The 20915-nt window shown below is 64.4% G+C and carries 21 protein-coding genes and 2 pseudogenes; 3 read left to right on the top strand and 20 right to left on the bottom strand.

All coding sequences use genetic code 11. The features are described from left to right. A pseudogene (locus RMO23_RS13610) lies at nt 1-243 on the top strand (DUF1223 domain-containing protein); the annotation flags it as partial. Here RMO23_RS13610 and RMO23_RS13605 read toward each other — a convergent pair. Together RMO23_RS13605 and RMO23_RS13600 are read right to left on the bottom strand one after the other, a co-directional pair. Then, nucleotides 240-1685: an ATP-binding protein gene (locus RMO23_RS13605; protein ID WP_309682470.1), complete on the bottom strand. Its 1446-nt coding sequence runs from the start codon at nt 1683-1685 to the stop codon at nt 240-242. The pseudogene RMO23_RS13610 and the gene RMO23_RS13605 sit on opposite strands and share 4 nt — an antisense overlap. A gap of 13 nt (nt 1686-1698) precedes the next feature. Then, nucleotides 1699-2448, bottom strand: a complete 750-nt coding sequence (locus RMO23_RS13600) for a response regulator transcription factor (RefSeq protein WP_309682473.1) — start codon at nt 2446-2448, stop codon at nt 1699-1701. Nucleotides 2449-2907: 459 nt separating this feature from the next. Between RMO23_RS13600 and serA the strand changes: the two genes are divergently transcribed. After that, nucleotides 2908-4137, top strand: coding sequence for a phosphoglycerate dehydrogenase (gene serA, locus RMO23_RS13595; RefSeq protein WP_309682465.1), 1230 nt, complete (start codon nt 2908-2910; stop codon nt 4135-4137). A gap of 183 nt (nt 4138-4320) precedes the next feature. Here the strand turns inward: serA and RMO23_RS13590 are convergent, their stop codons facing one another. The 4 genes and pseudogenes from RMO23_RS13590 to RMO23_RS13575 all read right to left on the bottom strand — a co-directional run bounded on the left by RMO23_RS13590 (nt 4321) and on the right by RMO23_RS13575 (nt 6516). Further along, complete coding sequence (locus tag RMO23_RS13590; RefSeq protein ID WP_309682462.1) at nt 4321-5358, bottom strand: zinc-dependent alcohol dehydrogenase family protein; 1038 nt, start codon at nt 5356-5358, stop codon at nt 4321-4323. An 84-nt stretch (nt 5359-5442) separates the two neighbouring features. Beyond that, nucleotides 5443-5565: pseudogene (locus RMO23_RS13585) on the bottom strand (uracil-DNA glycosylase family protein); the annotation flags it as partial. Nucleotides 5566-5723: 158 nt separating this feature from the next. After that, nucleotides 5724-6212 (bottom strand): hypothetical protein, encoded by a 489-nt coding sequence (locus RMO23_RS13580; protein WP_309682459.1) that lies wholly within the window; start codon nt 6210-6212, stop codon nt 5724-5726. 64 nt (nt 6213-6276) lie between these two features. Further along, complete coding sequence (locus RMO23_RS13575) at nt 6277-6516, bottom strand: hypothetical protein (RefSeq protein ID WP_309682456.1); 240 nt, start codon at nt 6514-6516, stop codon at nt 6277-6279. On the opposite strand from RMO23_RS13575, the gene RMO23_RS13570 reads away from it, so the two are divergent. Further along, on the top strand, nt 6515-6988 hold the full coding sequence (locus tag RMO23_RS13570) for a cytochrome C (RefSeq protein ID WP_309682454.1): 474 nt from the start codon (nt 6515-6517) through the stop codon (nt 6986-6988). The genes RMO23_RS13575 and RMO23_RS13570 overlap by 2 nt on opposite strands. A 68-nt stretch (nt 6989-7056) precedes the next feature. Here the strand turns inward: RMO23_RS13570 and RMO23_RS13565 are convergent, their stop codons facing one another. The 14 genes from RMO23_RS13565 to RMO23_RS13500 all read right to left on the bottom strand — a co-directional run bounded on the left by RMO23_RS13565 (nt 7057) and on the right by RMO23_RS13500 (nt 20884). Next, nucleotides 7057-7464 (bottom strand): hypothetical protein, encoded by a 408-nt coding sequence (locus RMO23_RS13565; RefSeq protein WP_309682451.1) that lies wholly within the window; start codon nt 7462-7464, stop codon nt 7057-7059. A gap of 207 nt (nt 7465-7671) precedes the next feature. After that, nucleotides 7672-8364: a Crp/Fnr family transcriptional regulator gene (locus RMO23_RS13560; protein ID WP_309682449.1), complete on the bottom strand. Its 693-nt coding sequence runs from the start codon at nt 8362-8364 to the stop codon at nt 7672-7674. A 164-nt stretch (nt 8365-8528) separates the two neighbouring features. Then, nucleotides 8529-9248: a Crp/Fnr family transcriptional regulator gene (locus RMO23_RS13555; RefSeq protein WP_309682447.1), complete on the bottom strand. Its 720-nt coding sequence runs from the start codon at nt 9246-9248 to the stop codon at nt 8529-8531. 269 nt (nt 9249-9517) lie between these two features. Then, complete coding sequence (locus tag RMO23_RS13550) at nt 9518-10102, bottom strand: thioredoxin fold domain-containing protein (protein WP_309682443.1); 585 nt, start codon at nt 10100-10102, stop codon at nt 9518-9520. A 147-nt stretch (nt 10103-10249) separates the two neighbouring features. Further along, nucleotides 10250-11389 carry an outer membrane beta-barrel protein gene (locus RMO23_RS13545; RefSeq protein WP_309682440.1) on the bottom strand — a complete coding sequence of 380 codons (1140 nt, stop codon included), beginning with the start codon at nt 11387-11389 and terminating at the stop codon, nt 10250-10252. A 44-nt stretch (nt 11390-11433) separates the two neighbouring features. After that, nucleotides 11434-12786, bottom strand: a complete 1353-nt coding sequence (locus RMO23_RS13540) for an ice-binding family protein (RefSeq protein WP_309682437.1) — start codon at nt 12784-12786, stop codon at nt 11434-11436. 152 nt (nt 12787-12938) lie between these two features. Beyond that, the gene (locus RMO23_RS13535; RefSeq protein WP_309682434.1) at nt 12939-14159 is read right to left on the bottom strand and encodes a multidrug effflux MFS transporter; all 1221 of its coding nucleotides are present in this window, start codon (nt 14157-14159) and stop codon (nt 12939-12941) included. Between the two features lie 96 nt (nt 14160-14255). Then, nucleotides 14256-14816 carry a methylated-DNA--[protein]-cysteine S-methyltransferase gene (locus RMO23_RS13530; protein ID WP_309682432.1) on the bottom strand — a complete coding sequence of 187 codons (561 nt, stop codon included), beginning with the start codon at nt 14814-14816 and terminating at the stop codon, nt 14256-14258. 160 nt (nt 14817-14976) lie between these two features. Beyond that, the gene (locus RMO23_RS13525; RefSeq protein WP_309682429.1) at nt 14977-15882 is read right to left on the bottom strand and encodes an SDR family oxidoreductase; all 906 of its coding nucleotides are present in this window, start codon (nt 15880-15882) and stop codon (nt 14977-14979) included. Nucleotides 15883-15912: 30 nt separating this feature from the next. Further along, entirely contained in the window at nt 15913-16398 is a 486-nt protein-coding gene (locus RMO23_RS13520; protein ID WP_309682426.1) for a GNAT family N-acetyltransferase, read from the bottom strand. After that, a complete protein-coding gene (locus RMO23_RS13515) occupies nt 16395-17342 on the bottom strand; it encodes a glutathione S-transferase family protein (RefSeq protein WP_309682424.1) in 948 nt (315 codons plus the stop codon). Before RMO23_RS13515 ends, RMO23_RS13520 begins: the two co-directional genes overlap by 4 nt. 64 nt (nt 17343-17406) lie before the next feature. Next, a complete protein-coding gene (locus tag RMO23_RS13510; RefSeq protein WP_309682421.1) occupies nt 17407-19140 on the bottom strand; it encodes an acyl-CoA dehydrogenase family protein in 1734 nt (577 codons plus the stop codon). A 157-nt stretch (nt 19141-19297) separates the two neighbouring features. Further along, on the bottom strand, nt 19298-20314 hold the full coding sequence (locus RMO23_RS13505) for an NADP-dependent oxidoreductase (protein WP_309682418.1): 1017 nt from the start codon (nt 20312-20314) through the stop codon (nt 19298-19300). Between the two features lie 117 nt (nt 20315-20431). Beyond that, a complete protein-coding gene (locus RMO23_RS13500; protein WP_309682415.1) occupies nt 20432-20884 on the bottom strand; it encodes a PaaI family thioesterase in 453 nt (150 codons plus the stop codon). Nucleotides 20885-20915 lie beyond the last annotated feature (31 nt).

Raw genomic sequence — 20915 nt, 5'->3', positions numbered from 1 at the left:
CACAACTCCAAAGTGCAGGCCGGTGAAAACGCGGGCGAGTTCTTGAAGCACGACTTTGTGGTGCGCCAGTACACACCGGCGGGCGACTACAAACCCGCTGAGGGCAATGCGCAAGCGCCGCAAAAACTCGGTTTTCGCAGCATTGCGCCCACGCCCGGCCATGCGCGGCAGGTCAACCTGGTGGTGTTCGAGCCAAAAACCGGCAGCACCCTGCAGGCGCTGAGCCTGCAATGCGCGAGCTAGGGACTGACGGTTCCCCGCTCGTGACTTGGCTGGGCAAAACCCGCCGTTGCTTGCGGCTCAGGCCGCGGCGAAAACTCAGCCAATGGCAGGGTGAACCGCACCCGGGTGCCGGCTCCGGGTTTGCTTGAAATCAGCAGTTCCCCACCGATCAGCTGGGCGCGCCGGCGTATGCCCTGCAGGCCCTTGCCACTGCCGGTTCGTGCGCCAGTTGCGCCATTTACGCCATTCCCGCCAGTTGCGCCATTCCCGCCGTTGCCAGCCCCCCCGATACCGTGGCCGTTGTCGCGCACCTCCAGCACCAGGCTGCGGGTTTCCGGCACATAGCGCAACACCACCCCCACCAACGAGGCATGGGCATGGCGCATGACATTGGTCAGGCACTCTTGCGCAATGCGCAGCACCTGCTGGGCCGGCTCGCCGTGCACGGCTTCAAGCTCGCCGCAGATTTCCACCTTCCACAGCATGCGGATGCCCAGTTTGTCCAGCGAATGCTGCATCCGGTAGCGCAAGCGGCCCAGCGCTTCCAGCACGTTGTCGTTGGCGCCGTCAATGGCATCCACGGTCATCTTCAGGTCAGACAGGCACTGCTCCAGTGCCAGCATCACGGCCTGCTGCCCAGGCGCGTGGCCATCCAGCGTCGACAGGATATTCACGAGCTGCGAGCCCACGCCATCATGCAAGTCCAGCGCGATGCGGCGGCGCTCGTTGGCCACCGCTGCGTTTGCCAAGTCGTGTGCGTCGCCAAAGCCGGACTGCGCTTCAAACAGGGAACTGCGCTGGAAATCGGGCGTCATGCTCAGGCGATGGCCGGGGTCCTCGACCCGCTGCTTGATCAGATGCCAGACCACCAGCAAGAAGGCGGCGTAAAAGTGATGCGCCAGGGTGGCGATGTGCTGCTCATGGTCGGCCTGCAACAAGTCATCGACACCCAGCCCCAGGCCGAACAGGCAACCGGCCAGCGCAAGCCAGCACGGAAAGCTGCGGGTCAGGTAAACCCGGTACGCGACCGCCAGCGTCAACACCATCGTAAACGCCAGGTTGATGGCAATCCAGGCGACGTAATCCTGCGCCAGCGTGCTGTCGCCCCAGTGATACCTGTGCAGCGCCACGCCGCCCGCCACGGCCTGCAGTCCCAGCACCGAGTAAGTCACCGCGTTGCTGGCGCCGGCACAGGTCAAAAGAAAAAAGGCCACGCTGATGATCAGCAACTGATAGCCCAGGCCGGCGATATAGGCGCCCGGAAGCTCGGTCGTGGTGAAAGCGAATGTGGTGGTTGCCAGCAGTTGCCCCAGCCAGACCAGCGCGGTCACACTCAGCGCCCGGTCTATCGGGTGGGGGTGGCGCAACCATGCGCCGCGGGCGCCCCAGAGCGCGATGGCCACCAGCGTCAAGCCAAACGCCGCGCCTGCCAGCGCCAGGGCTTGTTGCGCTGCGCCAGCCATGATGCTGCCCGCCCTACAACAACCCGCGTTGGGCCGCGAAGCTCACGGCCTGCGCGCGTGAGTGGACCTGGAGCTTGTGGTAGATGTTCTTGATATGGGTATTGACCGTCTGTGAACTGATGGTCAGGCGCGAAGCGATTTCGCTGCTGGTGTAGCCCGAGGCCACCATCTTCATCACGTCTTTTTCGCGATCAGACAGCTTGGACTTGGGGCCGGCAGAAGCAGCGGGCTGGCTGGACACTGGCACCTGCCCCAGACTGCGCAGCAGCCGTCGTGCCAGATTCGGGGTAATGGAGGCGCCGCCGTTGACCACCTGAAGCACAGCCTGCGGAAAATTGCCGAACCAGGAATTCTTGACGAGGTAGCCGGTGGCACCCAACTCGAACGCGTGCAGCGCATGCTCATCGTCTTCCATGGCGGAAATCACCACCGCCTCGGCGTGGGGGCGCACGGTTTTCATGCGTTCAATCAACTCAAAGCCGGTGCCGTCGCCCAGATTCAGGTCAATCAGCATGACGTCGAATTCGTGCTGGGAAATCAGGCGGCGCCCCTCGCGCATGCTGCTGCCCTGGGCCACCAGGTTGATGCGTAAATCGGCCAGCAATTCCTGCGAGATGACCTTGCGCATGCACGCGTCGTCATCAATCAGCAGCACTTGCACCGGCTTGCCGGGTTGCCCGGTCAGAAAGTTCGGCCACGTCGAGGGCAGCGCATCAAGCGCCGAAGCCGCGGAACCGGGGTAACCTTGGCTGCCGCTGGCCATGGATGAGAGGGTCATGTCGGCTACTGTGACGGGTTGCATAGGGTCCTCATTTCCAACTTGTTCGACTTGCTTTTGGTCATTTACCCAGCAGCATGTTCAACGTTTTCAATGTCACCTTTGTTACAGAAAAAATCAAAAGGCGTAAAGCATTTTGAAACTAAATCGGGTGTTTGTGGTGTGATTTATTCACGTTTGCTTCAGTTTGGGAAAGTAAACCCGTTGCTTTTTCGCACATTCCGGGCGGCAATAACATTAAACACACTCTGTTACCGACTTCGATTGCAGAAATGCGAACCCTGATCGCGCAGGCCCTTCTTCACGGCTGTCCTGAAAAAGCGCATTGCTTGCGCTTTCAATCGTGCCAGCCGATAAACCGGCCGCGCGCCGGGGGTTTGGCTTTCCTGGATACTGGGCATTCAGCCACTTCCCGAATCGCCCACCTCAATGCGCGCGTCTGCCATGACCAAAACTTCCACCGACAAGAACAAGATCAAATTCCTGCTGCTAGAAGGCATCCACCCCTCGGCCGGGCAGGTGCTCCGGGCGGCCGGCTACAGCCAGATCGAAAGCCTGCCCGGCGCGCTGGCCGATGATGAACTCAAGGCAAAAATAGCCGACGCGCATTTTGTCGGCATCCGCTCGCGCACCCAGCTCACGGCCGATGTGTTTGCCCATGCGTCCAAACTCGCTGCCGTCGGCTGCTTTTGCATAGGCACGAATCAGGTTGATTTGAATGCGGCGCGCGAACGCGGCATTGCGGTGTTCAACGCGCCGTATTCCAACACCCGATCGGTGGCCGAACTGGTGCTGGCCGAGGCGATCTTGCTGCTGCGCGGCGTGCCCGAGAAAAGCGCGGTGGCGCATCGCGGCGGCTGGCTCAAGTCGGCTGAAAACGCCTTCGAGATCCGCGGCAAAACGCTGGGCATCGTCGGTTATGGCTCCATCGGCACGCAGTTGTCGGTGCTGGCAGAAGCGCTGGGCATGAAGGTCGTGTTTTTCGACGTCGTTACCAAGCTGCCGCTGGGCAACGCCCGGCAGCTCGGCCAGCTTAAAGATTTGCTGGCCGAGGCCGATGTGGTGAGCCTGCATGTGCCCGAAACCCAGGCCACGCAATGGATGATGGGCGCGGCAGAAATCGCCGCCATGAAACCGGGCAGCGTGCTGATCAACGCCTCGCGCGGCAGCGTGGTGGCGATTGAGCCGCTGGCCGAGGCCCTGCGCCAGAAAAAATTGCTGGGCGCGGCGATTGACGTGTTTCCGGTCGAGCCGCACAGCAACAAGGACATTTTCGAATCACCCTTGCGCGGCCTGGACAACGTGATTTTGACGCCGCACGTCGGTGGCTCGACCATGGAGGCGCAGGAAAACATTGGCATCGAGGTGGCCGAAAAGCTGGTCAAGTACAGCGACAACGGCACTTCCACCTCGTCCGTCAACTTTCCCGAAGTGGCGCTGCCGGCCCACCCCGGCAAGCACCGGCTGCTGCACATTCACCGCAACGTGCCGGGCGTGCTGTCAGAGATCAACAAGGTGTTTGGCGTCAACCACATCAACATCGCCTCGCAGTACCTGCAGACCAATGAGGCGATTGGCTATGTGGTGATCGACATTGACGCGGCGCACTCCGACGTGGCGCTGGCCAAGCTGGCCGAGGTGCCCGGCACCATTCGCAGCCGGGTTCTTTTTTAACGGGGCGGCTGGTGTCGCATCGGCTTCCCTTTTTGACTTCGAATCCGCGGCGCGGCCTCGTTTCAGGTCATAAAACAGGCTGTAGCCCAATCAATAAGGCCATCTACAGCTATTAAAAGTATAGCGACGATGGCAGTGGCCGGCGCCTATTTCCAGCGGCGGGTTTAAAAAGAATCAGCCGGTTCAGGCTTCAATAATCACCTTCAGCGCCTTGGTGTCGGCGGCCTTGCCAAAGGTGTCGTAGGCCTGCAGGATGTCGGCCAGCTTGAAGTGGTGGGTGATCAACTGGCTGGCGTCGATGCGTTTGGACTGCACGGTTTTGAGCAGCATCGGGGTCGAAACCGTGTCAACCAGCCGGGTGGTGATGGTGATGTTGTGCGACCACAGCTTTTCCAGGTGCAGATCGGCCTTGACGCCGTGCACCCCCACATTGGCGATGGTGCCGCCCGGTGCGACGATTTCCGCGCAGAGCTCGAAGGTGGCGGGTATGCCCACCGCCTCAATCGCCGTGTCCACGCCGCGCCCGCCGGTCAGCTTCATCACCTGCGCTGTCGCATCGCCCTTACCGCTGTTGACCGTGGCGGTGGCGCCAAAACGCTTGCCCACGGCCAGCCGGTTGTCGTCCAGGTCGATCATGATGATTTCGGCGGGCGAATAAAGCTGCGCCGTCAGCAAGGCCGCCAGCCCGATCGGCCCGGAGCCGACGATGGCCACGCTGGAGCCGGGCTGCACCTTGCCGTTCAGCACACCGCACTCAAAGCCCGTGGGCAGGATGTCGCTCAGCATCACCAGCGCCTCTTCGTCGGCCCCGTCCGGAATCGGGTACAGGCTGGTGTCGGCATACGGGATGCGCACAAACGCCGCCTGGGTGCCGTCTATGCGGTTGCCCAGAATCCAGCCGCCGGTGGTGCAGTGCGAGTACATGCCCTTGCGGCAAAAGTCGCAGCGGCCGCAGGCGGTGATGCAGGAGATCAGCACCCGGTCGCCGGGCTTGAAGGTGGCAACCCCCGGCCCCACGGAATCAATCACGCCCACGCCTTCATGGCCCAGGATGGTGCCCGGCTTGCAGGTCGGCACGTCGCCCTTGAGGATGTGCAGGTCGGTACCGCAAATCGTCGTTTTGGTGATCCTCACGACCGCATCGCCCGGCAGCTGGATAGCCGGCTTGGGCCGGTCTTCCAGGCTTTTTTGGCGAGGGCCGTTGTACACGAGAGCTTGCATGGTGGTTTTCCTTTACAACATGATGAGGGGCGGGAATCTGTGGGGATGCTCAACCCGTGCTTGTTTGGCGCCATGCCTTGCGCGTCATGGCTTACCGCCGGCCAGACCCCTGATCCGCGCCGCCAGCGCTGGCACCAGTTCCTGTTCAAACCAGGCATGGCGCTTGAACCAGGGCTGGTTGCGCGGCGACGGATGCGGCAGCGGCATCGCTGGTCGCACTGACGCGCTGAAGGCGCGGCAAAGAGGAGGATGAAGAAAGTGCGGGAGTCACCCTGGGCCGGTTCGCCGCAACGGCAGTTTTGCCTGACTTGCCCTGCCCTTGCCCGATGGCCCGATGCATGGACTGGCGGGCGGCTTGGTCGGCTTTACCGGTTTTGACTGAGTACCAGTTCCGCCAGTGTCAGGGCATGGGCGCTTTTGGCCTCGATGATCTCGAGTTCGAGTTTTTGCAGCCGGCCGCGTTCAAGCGCCAGCGCCACATGGAGCTGGTCAAGTGCCTTGACGCAATCAAGCACGCTGGCCTGGACCATGGCCGCGGCATAGTTGCCCGGCAGATTGACCGGCTGCCCCAGCCCGTCGCCAACCGTCATTTTGAGCCGTGCCTCGACCGCGCGAAACAGATCGTCCCAATCGCTGATGCTGATGCCCGAAGGGGCGTCGACTGGCAAGCCGACGCCGGGCGGCAAGGCCGTCTGGGCGGGCGCGGCCGCGGCGTCGCCATGGGTGAAGGCCGTGGGAGTGTCCCCGTTGAGCGGCTTTGCCTCATGTGCCGGGGCTTTCGCCCCCAGCATGGTCAAGGCCGTGCGTGCAAGTTCATTGAGCATTGAAGAAGTGCTTGAGGCTACCCGAATCATGATTGATCCTTCGCGTAAATGTCGGTGTCAGGCGCTGCGACCGAAGCCGTTTGGCGATAACGCCTTACACACTACTTATAGAGACGCTGGCAGCTTTGGTCTGTGCGCTGGCGAACATTTGAGCGCCCAGCCCCCAAGCCAGCCCTGTCGCGCTATGAAACCCGGAAAAAATAGCCCTGCGTGTTTTACCGCACAGACTGGCCTGCGGGTTAAGCGCAAAGCTGCTCCTCACCAGCGCGAGGAAAGCTCCCAGATTCCTGGCCGACGGCACCACCGCACTGGCAACCTGGATGGAGGTTTTCATGGTCAAAAAAATTGCAGCGGCGCTGCTTTTGCTTCTCGGTGGCGCTGCGGTCATGGCGCAGGAGGTCAGCTACCGCAAAGAGATTGCTCCGCTGTGGAAATCCCAATGCATCGCCTGTCATGGTGAAAAATCACCGGAGCGGGCCGATTTTCTGCTCGACGAGAAGGGTTACGCGGCCAAATCGCAAGGGCCGCGCATGGATTCGTACGAGCGGCTTATTGCCTTTGTTGCCTGGCCCGATACCGGTTCGCTGATGCGCAGGCTGGACGACGGCACCGGCAAATACGCTGGCGGCAAACCCGGCAACATGTATGTGAACCTTGGCGCTACCGACGCAGAGCGCGCCGCCAACCTGAAACTGCTCAAGGCCTGGGTGGGCAAAGGCGCCTGGAACCTCAATCGCAATGCCAGGCGCGGCGATGTGCCCGCCATCACCAAAGAGCAGCTTGACAAGATCCAGCTGAAGTATTGACCGGACCCCGCCCACGCGATGCGTGAAGGTCCTTGCCTTTTACAAAAAGCGGCAATCCGCTTTTCCGCTCACTCGGGATGTGGCTGCTCCGAGGGGAATTGGGCCAGGGCCGTTTGCGCCACCAGCGCCTGTTGTTCAAACTGCTGGCTGCGGGTGCGTTCCCGTATCAGTTCCTCATGCAGCCGTTCCATCGCGTCCACACATTCCAGCACGATGACCTGAACCCGGCCCGCCGCGTCGCCGCGCAGCGGCTCGGGTAGCGAGGCCTGGCGCACACCGACGGTCCGCGTCAGCCTGGCCTCGACGGCGTGATACAGGGCGTCCCAATCGTCGATCGTGATGTAGGAGGCCTTGACGGGCCGGGAGGCGGCATAGGCCTCGGGATCAACGCAGCCATTTCTGGCAAACGACAACGGCGTCACGGCCGCGGCACCGTTAACCGCGTCGGCCTCTGAGCAGGTATCTGACTTTTGCAATGGGCGTTGACTCTGGGGGGTCATCGGAGAACCTTTGAACAGGTGGTTTCCGGCTTCTTTTCCTTGTGAGGTGTTGGCGACCGCGTCCGGTTTGCACAATCCCTGCAAGTTGTTTGTAAGCGCTTGAAAGCCTGTCGTCGGTGCGCTGACGCACATAGCGTGGTCACCCGCCAACCTTGAATGCCGGGCCAGGCCCGGATCCATCGGTCAGCGCAGCAGCTCGGCGTAGGCCTGCTGGTCGGCGGCGTAGCAGCTGCAGGCCACGGCTTCGAGTCCGCCGCGGTCCAGCACCGTCATCTCACCCCGGTGGTACTCGATCAGGCCCTGGCGCTGCAGGGCACTGGCCGCCGACGTGATGCCAACGCGGCGTATGCCCAGCATGTAGGCCAGAAACTCCTGCGTCACATGAAAGCTGGCCGAATGCGCGCGGTCCTGGCTCATCAGCAGCCAGCGCGCCAGCCGCTGATTGACCAGGTGAAAGCGCAGGCAGGTGGCTGACGAGGCCTGCTGGGCCATCACCACATAAAGATAACGGTTGAGCTGGCGCCGCAAGGACGCGCTGCGGCCCAGCTCGCCTCGAAAGGCGCGCGCGCTGATGCGCCAGGCCGTACCCTGGCCCTGCACCAGCGCGTGCAGTGGCGAGGTGGCCACGCCCAGCACCATTTCGGCCCCCAGCATGCCCTCGCTGCCCACCATGCCCAGCTCCACTCCCGGGCTGCCGGCAACGGTGGCCACCAAAGAGATAAAGCCTTCAGTCGGGAAATAAACGTGAAGAGTCGGTTCGCCGGCATTGCACAGCACTTCAGCCAAGATCAACTCGACCGGCTCGCATTGGGCAAGCAGGTGCAGCCGGTCCTTGCCGGGTAGCAGCTCGATCAGGTGGTTCTGGGGGGTGGCCAAAATGGCTTTCCGGTGTGCTACTGCTCCCTCTGGGGCTGAGGGCGTAACGGTCGCGCTGCTGCGAAATGCAGAGTAGGTTGGTGCAAGCAGTATGCCCTATGAGGGCGTGCCGGGCTGTGCGCTAACCCACATTGCGGCAAGCGGGCGCTCTGCCGGCCCCGGGTTCAGGCCGCAAATTGGCGTGGCAGCAGCCGTTCATACTCGGCCTTGACCACTTCATAGCATTCGCAGGTGCGTTTTTCCAGCCCGGGCCGGTCCAGCACCGAAATGCGGCCGCGCGAATAGCTGATCAGCCCGGCTTTTTGCAGCTTGAGTGCGCCTTCGGTCACGCCTTCGCGGCGCACGCCCAGCATGTTGGCAATCAGCTCCTGCGTCATCACCAGCTCGTTGCCCTGCAGCCGGTCCAGGCTCATCAGCAGCCAGCGGCACAGCTGCTGGTCCAACGAATGGTGGCGGTTGCAGACGGCGGTTTGCGACATCTGCGTGATCAACGCCTGGGTGTAGCGCAGCAGCAGGCGCAGCACCGGGCCGCCCTTGTCAAACTCGTCCTTCATCAGGTCGGCTTTCAGGCGAAAGCCGTTACCGGCGCTTTGCACCACCGCGCGACTCGGCGTGGAGCCACCGCCCATGAACAGCGACACGCCCACCAGGCCTTCACTGCCGACCACGGCAATCTCGCCCGAGGCGCCGTTTTCCATCACGTAGAGCAGCGAGACGATGGCGGTGGTCGGAAAGTAAACATATTGCATGGTGCCGCCGGCCTCGTACAGCACATGGCCCAGCGGCAGTTCGACCGGCTCAAGGTCGGTCAGCCAGCGCTTCCACTGCGCATCGGGCAGCGAGGCGAGCAGGTAATTTTGTTTAGGGTCAGAAGAGTTGACCATCGTGAAGCTCCAAGGCGGGTCTGGGTATCGTTGCGTCCCTTAAAAAGATGGCCGCCCGGAGCCTCACTATAGGCATTCAGCGCGGTTTTGTATGTTCGATAGCGCACATACATATGTTGACCGAAGGGTCACAAGGCGGCCTGGGAGTTGCTATGGAAAACATAGCTACTCAGGCACTATAGACGAGGGCTGGAGGCCTTTCTGATACCTTAAAGTGGGCTAAAGTCCCAGAAAGTCCTCGAAAAGGCCCGAAGGCCCTTGCAGGCTGCCTAGCTGCCTGCTGCCGGCGGCTGCAGGCCGAGCAAGGCCGCCAGCGCAGCCGTGGGCATGGCGCCCTCCTGCGTGACCAGCGCGCCGGTCTGGGCATGGGTGGCGACGATGGCCGGAACCGAGGCGAAGCCAAAACGCGTCATCAGCTCGGTATTTTGGGTCACGCTGGCCTTTTGCGCGTCAATATCGCCGGCGGCCGTGATGCCGCCGCGCTGGGCCCGCAGAGAAGCCTCGTGTTCGTCCATGGCGGCCACCGGGTCCTTGGCCGCCAGCAGGGTCGCGCCCTGGGTGGTGCTGGCCGGGTTCAGCAGGCCGACCGGAATCCAGACAAATTTGGCCTGCGACCGCAGCGGCTTGGCGGCTTCCCACAGCGCGCCGCAGTGCGGGCACTGGGCGTCAAAAAACACATAGACCGTGCGGGAACTCATGGCCTGGCCGGCGGTAAAGCCCTTGGCCTCGGCCGCAATCGCCGCGACCGAAACCGGCGTGGAAGCGGCTTTGGCCGGGGCGGTGCCGGGGGAGTCCTTGCAGCCGGAAAAAAGCAGACTTGCCGCCATGAGCGCGGCCAGTGAAAGTTTGAGCATGGTGGCGGACCGGTGATTGACGAATCGGTGAAGAATCTGCGGAAAATCTACCCGTTATTTCACCATAAGCTGCATGACGGCGTGGCTACGTGGCAGCCGGGATGGAAGTCAGCGCGGATGCCGGTCTTGCCCGGCGTTGACCCGCCGCTAACGCGTGCCCGAGACTTCGACTTCCACCCGGCGATCCGGCTGCAGGCAGGCGATCAGCTGGGCGCTGACCTTGCTGCCTTTGCAGTCACCGGCCTGGGTCACGGGGTTTGCACCGTCCACGCCCTTGGCCGCCAGGGTGGCAGCCGCAATTCCGGACGCCATCAGGTAGCTCTTGACGGCCTCGGCGCGCCGGGTCGAGAGCTTCATGTTGTAGTCATGCGAACCAATGCGGTCACTGTGCCCGGTGATGGTGATGGTGTCGTAGTTGACGCCCTTGAGGTCGGCGGTAAATTTGTCGAGCGCCTGCTTGCCTGCGGGTTTGAGCGTGGCCTTGTCAAAATCGAACAGGGAATCCGAGGAGAAGGTCACCTTCATGGGCGCCGGCGGTGGCGGCGGTGGCGGTGCCACGACCACGGGTGCCGGCTCGGGCGCCGCAGCGACATACTCGGGCGCTGCCGCGCGCGGTGCGGGGGCCTGGGCTTTGCCGCCGAAGCGATAGACCAGCCCGACCGAGACAAGATCGACGTGGCCTCTGTTGCCGATGGCGTCGTTGACGCGGTAGCGCTCGACCTCGGCGCGCAGGCCCAGCGCGTCCGTCAAGGCGTATTGCAGCCCCAGGCCCAGCTTGAGGTTGGCGCCACTCTTGCTTGGGCTGGGGTTGGTGACACTGACTGCGCCGGTCCCGCTGAAGGAGTCTTTGGCCCGGGCGTAGTTCACACCGACGCGGCCGAGCGCAGACAGCCTGTCGTTGATCGGCAGAATGCCGACGGCATCAAGGTTCAGGCCATTGAGCCTGATATTGCCATTGAGCGTGCCGGCCGGCAGGGTGTTGGCGGTATAGCCAAACTTGCCCAGATCGAAATAACCGCCCTCGACGGCGAAATTTCGGTTGAACTGGTAGCCGCCGAACAGCTTGAAGCCGTTGCTGCGGTCGCGATCAGCTATGGAGGTCGTGCTGAGCCCCGCGCCCGCCAGGCCGCTGCTGATTCTTGCGTCGTCAATGCTGGCGGCGGAGCGGCCAAGGTTGGCCCCGCCGTACCAGCCCAGATCGTCGGCCATGGCCAATGGGCTGGCACTTGCCGCAATGGCAGTGAGTACCGCCAGCCCCATCACGCCCGAAGCTTTTACTGATTTCATGTGGTTCTCCAGGAAAATTTTAAAGTTCTCATGCCGTCTTACTGTTACTGGCAGGAGGGAGGTGCACTGGCATGGCCTGGCACGGACACGACATTGGAATCAAAGACAAACGCCCCTGCCGTAAAGGCTCCCGCGAACAATCGGCCGCACGAACTCGCGCCGGTTTCCATCGTGATGCTGGCGGCGGCCAGTATGTTGCCCTGCCAATCAGAGTTCGTGCCCAGCGTGGCGGAGCTGCCAGCCTGCCAGAAGATATTGGAAGCCTTGGCCCCGCCTGCCAGAAGAATGCGCGTGTGCGGGCCGGGAGCGGCGGCGCCGGCCGCCGAGCCGACCGTGCTGGATGACTGAAAGATGAAGACCGCATTCGGATCACCGAGGGCGTCGAGCGTGAGATCACCCGTGATCAGGATAGACGTTTGGGATTGATAAACGCCGGGGACAAAATAGTTGTCGCCCTGCACTCGCGCGCTCCCGGTCGGGGCGCCCAGGGTCGTGCCGGCGGGTATTGCCGTGGCGCCGCCGCGTGAACCTGCCGCCGGCGGTCCAGCCGGGGGGGTGATGCTCAGATACGCGGCCTGCAGATCAGCCTTGATGGCGCGTGAGGTGGCGCCGCCATCTGCCGGGAACAGCGGACTGATCACCTGTCCGTTAATGGTGGGAGGCGAGCCGGCGCACAGGCCAAAACCGCCCGCAGCATCGATTGGCACCAGATTGCAGGTCGCACCGGAAACCGGGTCCAGCACCACATTGCCGTGGATCGTGGTGTTGGGCGCCGTCGGTGTATTGGTAACGCCGGCCGTGGCGGCAATCCCGAACGGGGCGGCCAGGCCGAGGTTGACCGGTGCCGAACCTGCGGCGGCGAGGGCTGCCGTCTTGAAGCTCCAGGCATAGGGGCATCCGACGGGAGTGCCTGCCGCGCTCGTAACGCTGGACTGGATAACCGCCGTGTACGAGGTATTGGCAATCAGGGCGGCCGCGGTGGTCAGCGTCGCGACCCGTGTTGCTGCGTTGTAGCTCACCGACGCGGGCAGCAAGGGCGCACCGCCCTGGGGCGCCAGCGAAAAGCTGGTCGCATTAATGGTTGCGGGGTTCATCGGCAGGCTGAAGGTCGCCGTGATCAATTTGCCGCCGCCGGCAACGCCGCTGGTGCTGGTCGTTGCAAACTGGTTACCGTTGCTGGGGTCTGTCGCGGTGACCGCAGGTACGGTGGCGGCCGCGACCGGACAGGCCGCGCCAGGAAGGATCGCGCCGGGCGGGGCGAGCAAAATGGCGCCGGCACCGCCCGTGCCCAGGATAGGGTCGCGCCCGCCTCCGCCGCCGCAGCCGGTTGCCAAAGCGCCCAGCAGCAAGGCCATGAGCAAGGGCCGCGCGCTGGAATAACTGCTGAATCTGTTCATCTTCCTTCTCCTCGTGTTGATAAGCTTCGAGGAGCATGTCTGATTTGTTCCGGCCAGCTTGTGGGGATTCACGCCGAAGCACCGTAGGCCTTCAAGGCTTTGCGCAAAAACAACTGCGGAAAAGCGGTGGGTGAGAGGTCCGTGCCAGCGCCTCAGCGCTTCACCAGCGCAGGTGGCTGATCGGCGGGCGCCTTGCCAGGCCCGCCCAGCGTGCCCCAGGTCAGCAGCAGCGCGACCAGCGGCCCCGCCGTCATGCCGATCACCATGGGCAGCGGCGTGCCGTCGCTGAAGCGCCCCACCACGCCCATGGCCAGCGCGCCGGTCAGCATCTGCAGCGTTCCCATCAGGGCCGACGCGGTGCCGGCGATGGCGCCGTGCGCGTCCAGCGCCAGCACCGCCGTGGTCGGGATCACCAGCCCCATGAAGCCGCTGGCCACGAGGAAAAGAACAATCAGCACGGCCAGCCGGTCTACCCCCGCCAGGTACAGGCCCAGCAGCACCAGCATGACCACGGCGCACGCCAGCATGGCGCGGCGCACCACCGCCACCAGCCCGAAACGCGCGCACAGCGCCCCGGTGAACTGCGACACGCCGATGAAGGAGGCCGCGTTGACGGCAAACGCCAGGCTGTATTGCGTCGGGCTCAGGCCATAGTGGTTGATCATGACAAAGGATGAATTGGCCAGGTAGGTGAAAAAGCCCGCCATGGCGAAGGCGCTAATGAAGACCAGGCCCAGAAAGTGCCGGTCGCGCAACAGCAAGGCATAGGCGGCCAGTGCGCTGCCCACGCTGCTTTGCAGGCGGTCTTCGGTCGGGCGCGTTTCCTTCAGCGTCAGGCCGGTCAGCAGCAGCCCGGCGACGCCGGCCACCGTCACGGCCCAGAACACGGCGCGCCAGCCGCCCAGCGCAATCACGCCGCTGCCCACCAGCGGCGCCAGAATCGGCGACACGCTGAACACCAGCATCAGCAGCGAAGACAGCCGCGCCGCGTCTGCGCCGGTGTGCAGGTCGCGCACCACCGCGCGCGGCACGGCCATGCCGGCGGCCGCCCCCAGGCCCTGCACAAAGCGCAGCGCGACCAGGGTCTGGATATCCGCCGCCAGCGCGCAGCCCACGCTGGCCGCCGTGAACAGCGCCAGACCGACATAAAGCGGCGGCTTGCGCCCCACCATGTCCGACACCGGGCCATAAACCAGCTGGCCGACGCCGATGGACAGGAAAAAGACGGTCAGGCTCATCTGCACCGCGCCGATGTCGGCCCGCAGCGTGTGGCCGATCTGCGGCAAGGCCGGCAGGTACATGTCGATGGCGAACGGCCCGATGGCCGACAGCAGCCCCAGCACCAGGGCGATTTTGAAGAAGCGGGTTTGCATGAGGGGGCGTAGTTTAGGGGATGGCGCCGCGCCCTGCCTTGCGGCGCTCAATAGCCCTATCTGCCGGTTTTACGGCCCATCAGATGCCGCCGGTGCTCAAGCGCCTGGCGGTGGCGCGTCGAACAACCCCGGCTCCGCGCCAAAGCGCGCGCCTTCGATCTGCAGCAGGCGCAGCTTGGTCGCCACCCCGCCAGCCGCGGAAAATCCGCCCGGTCGCTGGCCCGCGGCCAGCACGCGGTGGCACGGCACGACGGGCGCGAACGGATTCGCCCCCAGCGCCTGGCCCACCGCCCGCGACGCCCCGGGCTCGCCCAATAGCCGCGCCAGCTCGCCGTAGCTGCGCGTGTGGCCGGGCGCAATCGTGCGCGCGAGTTCGTAAACGCGGCGGTGAAATGGCGGCACACCGGTCATGTCGAGCGCAATGGCCTCAAACGTGCGCGGCTCACCGCTCAAAAGCGCCACGATGCCCTCGATGGCCGCCTGCACCTGGGCCGGCGGCGCCAGCGCAGGCAGGCCCGGAAAGCGCCGCAGCAAACGCGCCCGCGTTGCGGCCTCGCTGCTTTCGGGCAACTGCACGCCCGTGACACCGGCCGGCCCCCAGCTGATGCCGCAGCGGCCCAGGGGCGTGTCAAACAGCGTGAAGCCTTCGGCGGTCATGACGGGATTATGAGAGTTTCTGCACACGTCTTTTGCGCCTGCAAGCGGTCAGCCATGTACTATCAAATTGATAGCTGTCTGCGCATATTCTGCGGGGGCTACAGGCGGATTAAGGCCCGTTTTGACGGCAAAACCAGCGGAAACCGGCGCGCCAGCCGCCTCAGGCCGCGCGCAGGGCCGCCTTGAGCTGCGCGCCGATTTCGGGCTTGTCGGCAAACGGGTCGGTCGGGTTGCGGGCCTGCAGGATGTCTTCGAGCCGGGTCTGCACCGAGTGGATCGCCTTGGGGTGGCTGTAGATGTAAAACTGGTTGCTGGCCATGGCATCGAACACCCGCTGCGCCACATCGGCGGCGGTGACCTTGCCGGAGCCGACGGCCTTGCCGGTCATGGCCTGCTGGATCATCTGGCTTTTCGTCGGCTTGTCGCCGCGCAGGTCGGCGGGGCGGTTGCGGTGGCTCATGCCGATGCCGGTGGCGACAAAAAACGGGCACAGCACCGAGGCGCCAATCTGGTCGGTGACCAGCGCCAGATCCTGGTACAGGGTTTCACTGAGCGCCACCACCGCGTGCTTGCTGACGTTGTAGACCCCCATGTTGGGCGGGTTCAGCAGGCCGGCCATGCTGGCGGTGTTGACGATGTGGCCCTGCCAGGCGGGGTCTTTGGCGGCGGCCTCCAGCATCATGGGGGTGAAAATGCGCACGCCGTGCACCACGCCCATGACGTTGACGCCCAGCACCCATTCCCAGTCTTTCACCGAGTTTTCCCAGATCAGGCCGCCCGAGCCGACGCCGGCGTTGTTGAAGACAAAATGCGGCGCGCCAAAACGCTCCAGCACGGCGCGGCCCATGGCCTCCATTTGTTCGGCGCTGGACACGTCGAGCTTGAAAGCCAGCAGCTCGGCGCCGCTGGCCTTGAGCTCGGCGCCGGCCTGGTCGAGCGCGTCCTGCTGCACATCGACCAGCACCAGCTTCATGCCGAGTTGGGCGCCAATCCGGGCGCATTCGAGGCCAAAGCCCGAGCCGGCGCCGGTCAACACGGCGGTCTTGCCTTTGAAATTCGTGATCATCGATAACTCCTTGCTAGCATTAATGAAAAGTTAAATCCCGGCGGGACGCAGCATTTCGATGTGGGGAATGCCGTCCTCGATGTAGGGCGCGCCGCCTGGCGTAAAACCATGCTGGCGGTAAAACCGCTCCAGCCTGGCCTGCGCGCCAATGCGTAGGGCCTGCGCGCCCCAGCGCTGCGTCACAGAGGCAATGGCCTGGCGCATCAGCACATGGCCGGCGCCGCTGCCGCGCAGCGAACCACGCGTGACGACCCGGCCTATGCTGGCCTCGGCAAACTTCTGCCCGGCGCCAAAGCAGCGGGCGTAGGTCACCAGCTGGCCTTGCAGCGTGCCCAGCAGATGCATGGCTTGAGGGTCGGCGCCGTCCAGGTCCTGAAACGCGCAGGCCTGCTCGACCACGAACACCTCGCTGCGCAACTGCAGCAACGCATACAGCTCGCCGGTCGTCAGCGCCTCAAACGGAAGGAAACGCCAGTGGATGGCGCCCGTGTCAATGCCGCCGCTCACATCGCTCATGCCGTCTTGACCGCCTTCAGCGTGTAGCCAATGCGCGGCAGATGCACATGCACGGTGCCGGCGCGCTCATCGGTGCGGCGCAGGGTGTAGTGCATGCGGGTGGCGGCCATCAGCTCGCCTTCGGTCGGTTCGGGGCCAAAGCTTTCGCTGCTGACCTGCACCCGGCTGCCCAGCGCGATGCCGTGCTCGTCCTGAAACACGTTGTCGTGCGTGTCATGCAGGGGCGCGGGCATGGACGCGGCCGCAACCGCAATGGCGTCGGCGGCGCTGAACTTTTCCATGCTGCCGTGGCCAATCGCGGCCATGCGGTCCATCCAGTCCAGCACGGCGGGCGTGGCGTTCAGAATGTCGGCCAGCACCGAAGCGCGTATCCGCGTGAACCACAGCGGGTGGTACATCGCAAAGTCGCAGATTGAGGGCATTTCGCCGAGCAAAAACGGCAGGTCGTCGAGCATGTCGGACATGCGGCGCAGATAGGACTTGTAGGCCGCCGCGGCATCGGCCGGGCGCAGCCGCGCCAGGCCCACGGCCATGGCCTTGCGGTCGTCGATGAAGGCTTTGGCCACTTCAGGCGGTGCGTTGCCAAAAATCTGCGCCAGGCCCTTGGGCTGCATGTTGTAGGCCATGGAGGTCCAGAACAGCGTGTTGTCGGCCCAGTGCGCCAGCGTGCGCGCCATGCCCTTGCTGGGCTCGGGGTAGAGCGTGGGCATGGGCTGCAAGTGCTCCAGCACGTCGCAGATCAGCGCGGTGTCGCAGTAAATGTCGGCGCCGATCTGCAGTACCGGCGTCTTGCGGTAGCCGCCGGTCAGGGCCACCAAGTCCGGCTTGGGGCTGACCATCGGAATGACGACCGAACGCCAGGACAGGTGCTTGTAACCCAGGATCAGGCGCACCTTTTCCGAGAAGGGGGAGCTGGGGTAGTGGTGAAGAATCATCTCGCTCATGGGGTTTTCTCCTGGCGTTTATTGGTCGTTTCTTTGGCCGTTTCCTTGGCCGTTTCTTTGGCTATCAGTGCGGCATCGCTCGGCTGATGATGCTGTCGAAATCGGTGCCGGCGCCCAGCGTGCCAAAGGTCTGGCCCCAGTTGCCGGCCAGGCGCGAGTCGCAAAACGCGGCAAACACCGGCGCCGGCGCGCTCTGGCACAGCAGCGCAGCCTGCAGCGCCAGCGCCACGTCCTGCGCCAGGCGGCGCGCTTCAAGCTCGGTCGCCATGTCTTCGACGCGGGCGGGCAAGGCGGCCGCCAGCCGGTCCAGCGCCGGGTGCGCGCCTTTGGCCGGCAACAGTTCCTGGGCCAGTGCCGCCATGGCATCGCCCTTGCCATCACCACGACGCAAGGCGCGCAGCAGGTCCAGCGCCATGATGTTGCCCGCGCCTTCCCAGATCGAGTTGAGCGGCATTTCGCGGTAGATGCGGGCCATGATGCCCTCGCCGCCCTCTTCCACATAGCCGTTGCCGCCCAGGCATTCCATGGTTTCCTGGGCAAAGTGGCTGCCGCGTTTGCAGATCCAGAACTTGGCGACCGGCGTGAGCAGGCGCGCCATGGCGCGCTCGTGCGCGTCGGCGGGTTTGTCAAACGCGCGGGCCAGCCGCATCGCCAGCGCGGTGGCGGCCTCCGACTCCAGCGCCAGGTCGGCCAGCACATTGCGCATCAGCGGCTGCGCCATGAGCGGCTTGCCGAAAGCCTGGCGCTGGGCCGTGTGGTTCAGCGCGATGCTCAGGGCTTGGCGCATCAGGCCGCTGGTGCCCAGGGCGCAGTCGAGCCGGGTCATGCTGCCCATTTCCAGAATCTGCGGCACGCCGCGGCCTTCATCGCCGACCAGCCAGGCGCTGGCCTGGTGAAACTCGACTTCGGAGCTGGCGTTGGCCTGGTTGCCCAGCTTGTCTTTGAGGCGCTGGATGCGGATGGCGTTGAGGCTGCCATCGGCCAGCACCCGCGGCAGAAAAAAGCAGCTCAGGCCGCCCCGGGTTTGCGCCAGCACCAGAAAGGCGTCGCACATCGGGGCCGAAAAAAACCATTTGTGGCCGGTGATGGCGTAACGCTCTCCCCAGCCGTCATGGCCGACGGACTCAGCGTGGGTGGTGTTGGCCCGCACATCGGAGCCGCCCTGCTTTTCGGTCATGCCCATGCCCATGGTCAGGCCGGCCTTGTCCTGCCAGCGCTTGAGAGCCGGGTCATAGGCGCGACTGGCCAGTTTGGGCCCCCAGTCGGCATAGATGGCGGCGTTGCTGCGCAGCGCGGGTGTCACGGCATAGGTCATCGAGATCGGGCACAGGACGGAAGGCTCCAGCTCGGTGAACAGCATGAAGCCGGCGGCCCTTGCTACATGCGGTGACGCGCCGAGCACCGACGGGCCGCCCCTAGGCGAGAGAGCCCCCTCGGGGGGCAGCGTCGTACGCGTAGCGACAAGCGTGGGGGCCAGGGCCTCCGCCCATGGCGTCCCATGCAGTCCGGAAGTCGTCGCCAGTTCCATCAGCGCGTGGTAGCTCGGATGAAACTCCACCTGATCGGCACGGCGGCCGAAGCGGTCGTGGCTGTGCAGTTCTGGCTTGTGGCGGTTGGCCAGGCGCGCATGGGTTTGCATCTCGGCGCTGCCCAGCGTGGCGCCCAACCTGCTCAGCTCGGCGGTGTCCAGTGCCGGTGCGTTGAACTTCAATGCGTCCTGCAGCGGCCGGTTGGAGGCAAACAGGTTGTAGCCGACCAGCGGCTGCGGCTGGTTGAAGACTTCGTGGGTTGCTTCCATCACTTTCCCTCTCACCATGACCCGATTGCAGTGCGCGACCGTGGGGACTCCTCACACCAGCCGGGGCCGCGGGTCTGGCTTCGCCAGCCCGCAGGCGCAGCGGCCCCCTCGGGGGGCAGGAAGCGACACGCAGTGCGCGACCGTGGGGGCCACATACCTAGATCAGCTTGACCAGTTGCTTACCGAAATTTTTGCCCTTGAGCAAGCCCAGGAAGGCCTCGGGCGCGGCCTCTAAGCCGTGCGCCACGGTTTCACGCGGCCTGAGCTTGCCGCTGCCGACCAGCAGGCCCAGCTCGGTCAGGGCGTCCGGCCAGACCTCCATGTGCTCGGCGACGATAAAACCCTGCACCTTCAGGCGGCTGCGCAGAATCAGCGCCGGATGGGTAATCGGTGTCGGTTCGCCGTCGTAACCCGCAATCATGCCGCACACGGCAATGCGGCCAAAGTCGTTCATCAGCGGCAGCACGGCATTGAGCACCATGCCGCCCACGTTCTCAAAATAGCCGTCGATGCCCTTGGGGCAGGCCACCTTGATCGCCATCGACAGCGAGGCGGCGTCTTGGTGCAGCTTGTAGTCAATGCAGGCGTCAAAGCCCAGTTCGTCCACCGCGTAGCGGCACTTGTCAGGACCACCGGCAATGCCCACGGTGCGGCAGCCGCGCGCCCTGGCCAGCGCCGCAAAGGCGCTGCCCACGGCCCCGGTGGCGGCGCTGATGACCACGGTCTGGCCGGCCTGCGGCTCGATGATCTTGACCAGCCCGTACCAGGCGGTGACGCCCGGCATGCCGACCGCGCCCAGGTAGTGCGACAGCGGCACATGGGTGGTGTCCACCTTGCGCAGCGCGCCGGGCTGTTTGTCATCGACCACACTGTACTGCTGCCAGCCGCCCATGCCCACGACCTTGTCGCCCGGCTGGAATTTGGGCGAGCGGCTTTCGACCACTTCCCCCACGGTGCCGCCTATCATCACCTGCCCCAGCGGCTGGGCGGCGGCGTAATTTTTACTGTCGTTCATGCGGCCGCGCATGTAGGGGTCCAGGCTCAGGTAATGGTGGCGCACCAGCACCTGGCCGTCCTGCAGCTCGGGCGTGTCGCTGGCCACCAGCATGAAGTTGCTGGCGGTGGCTTCGCCGGTGGGCCGGTTGTCCAGCACGATTTGTTGGTTGAGTGGCATTTGCGTCTCCTGGTGGGGTGCTGCGGGTTTTCTTGAGCAAGCTCATTGCTATTATTTTGATAGCTGTCTGCGCGCTTTGCGCCTGGGCTGGAGGCCTTTTTGATGGGTAAAACGGTTTCAATCGGTCGAAATCGGGCCTTCTGCCGGTGCGTTGAGCGCATTGGCGGCCCTGGGGCCGGTCGGCAGGCGCCGGACGTACTTGAAGGTGCCGGTGGCGTGGCTGCAGACCTTGCCCTGCGCGTCATACAGTGTGGCCTCGGTAAACGCCAGCGTGGCGGTGCGGTGGATCAGCCGGCCCTTGGCGGTGAGCCGGCTGCCGTCGCCCGGCGCGGGCCGCATGAAGCTGGTCTTCATCTCGATGGTGACCACGCCCATGTCTTTTTGCACGCTGCGGGCGGCGGTGGCCATGGTCACGTCCAGCAGCGTCATGATCGCGCCGCCATGGGTCACGGCAAAGGAGTTCAGGTGCTCGGGCGCTGGCGCGTAGCCAATGGCCGATTCACCGCCTTCAAACCGCTCCAGCGCAAAGCCGAGATGCGTGACAAACGGGATTTCTGCGCCGAAGTTCATGGCAAATTCCAATCTAGCCGCCGGTGACTAC

This window comes from Polaromonas sp. (assembly GCF_031411155.1).
Taxonomy (GTDB): domain Bacteria; phylum Pseudomonadota; class Gammaproteobacteria; order Burkholderiales; family Burkholderiaceae_C; genus Polaromonas.
The sequence above is the reverse complement of the archived record's forward strand: the minus strand, read 5'-3'. Positions and strand labels throughout refer to the sequence as shown.

Coding starts and splice junctions, on each gene's coding strand:
- RMO23_RS13605 (WP_309682470.1), bottom strand. CDS start 1,685: ATGGCTGGCGCAGCGCAACAAGCCCTGGCGCTGGCAGGCGCGGCGTTT.
- RMO23_RS13600 (WP_309682473.1), bottom strand. CDS start 2,448: ATGGCCAGCGGCAGCCAAGGTTACCCCGGTTCCGCGGCTTCGGCGCTT.
- serA (WP_309682465.1), top strand. CDS start 2,908: ATGACCAAAACTTCCACCGACAAGAACAAGATCAAATTCCTGCTGCTA.
- RMO23_RS13590 (WP_309682462.1), bottom strand. CDS start 5,358: ATGCAAGCTCTCGTGTACAACGGCCCTCGCCAAAAAAGCCTGGAAGAC.
- RMO23_RS13580 (WP_309682459.1), bottom strand. CDS start 6,212: ATGATTCGGGTAGCCTCAAGCACTTCTTCAATGCTCAATGAACTTGCA.
- RMO23_RS13570 (WP_309682454.1), top strand. CDS start 6,515: ATGGTCAAAAAAATTGCAGCGGCGCTGCTTTTGCTTCTCGGTGGCGCT.
- RMO23_RS13575 (WP_309682456.1), bottom strand. CDS start 6,516: ATGAAAACCTCCATCCAGGTTGCCAGTGCGGTGGTGCCGTCGGCCAGG.
- RMO23_RS13555 (WP_309682447.1), bottom strand. CDS start 9,248: ATGGTCAACTCTTCTGACCCTAAACAAAATTACCTGCTCGCCTCGCTG.
- RMO23_RS13550 (WP_309682443.1), bottom strand. CDS start 10,102: ATGCTCAAACTTTCACTGGCCGCGCTCATGGCGGCAAGTCTGCTTTTT.
- RMO23_RS13545 (WP_309682440.1), bottom strand. CDS start 11,389: ATGAAATCAGTAAAAGCTTCGGGCGTGATGGGGCTGGCGGTACTCACT.
- RMO23_RS13540 (WP_309682437.1), bottom strand. CDS start 12,786: ATGAACAGATTCAGCAGTTATTCCAGCGCGCGGCCCTTGCTCATGGCC.
- RMO23_RS13535 (WP_309682434.1), bottom strand. CDS start 14,159: ATGCAAACCCGCTTCTTCAAAATCGCCCTGGTGCTGGGGCTGCTGTCG.
- RMO23_RS13530 (WP_309682432.1), bottom strand. CDS start 14,816: ATGACCGCCGAAGGCTTCACGCTGTTTGACACGCCCCTGGGCCGCTGC.
- RMO23_RS13525 (WP_309682429.1), bottom strand. CDS start 15,882: ATGATCACGAATTTCAAAGGCAAGACCGCCGTGTTGACCGGCGCCGGC.
- RMO23_RS13520 (WP_309682426.1), bottom strand. CDS start 16,398: ATGAGCGATGTGAGCGGCGGCATTGACACGGGCGCCATCCACTGGCGT.
- RMO23_RS13515 (WP_309682424.1), bottom strand. CDS start 17,342: ATGAGCGAGATGATTCTTCACCACTACCCCAGCTCCCCCTTCTCGGAA.
- RMO23_RS13510 (WP_309682421.1), bottom strand. CDS start 19,140: ATGGAAGCAACCCACGAAGTCTTCAACCAGCCGCAGCCGCTGGTCGGC.
- RMO23_RS13505 (WP_309682418.1), bottom strand. CDS start 20,314: ATGCCACTCAACCAACAAATCGTGCTGGACAACCGGCCCACCGGCGAA.
- RMO23_RS13500 (WP_309682415.1), bottom strand. CDS start 20,884: ATGAACTTCGGCGCAGAAATCCCGTTTGTCACGCATCTCGGCTTTGCG.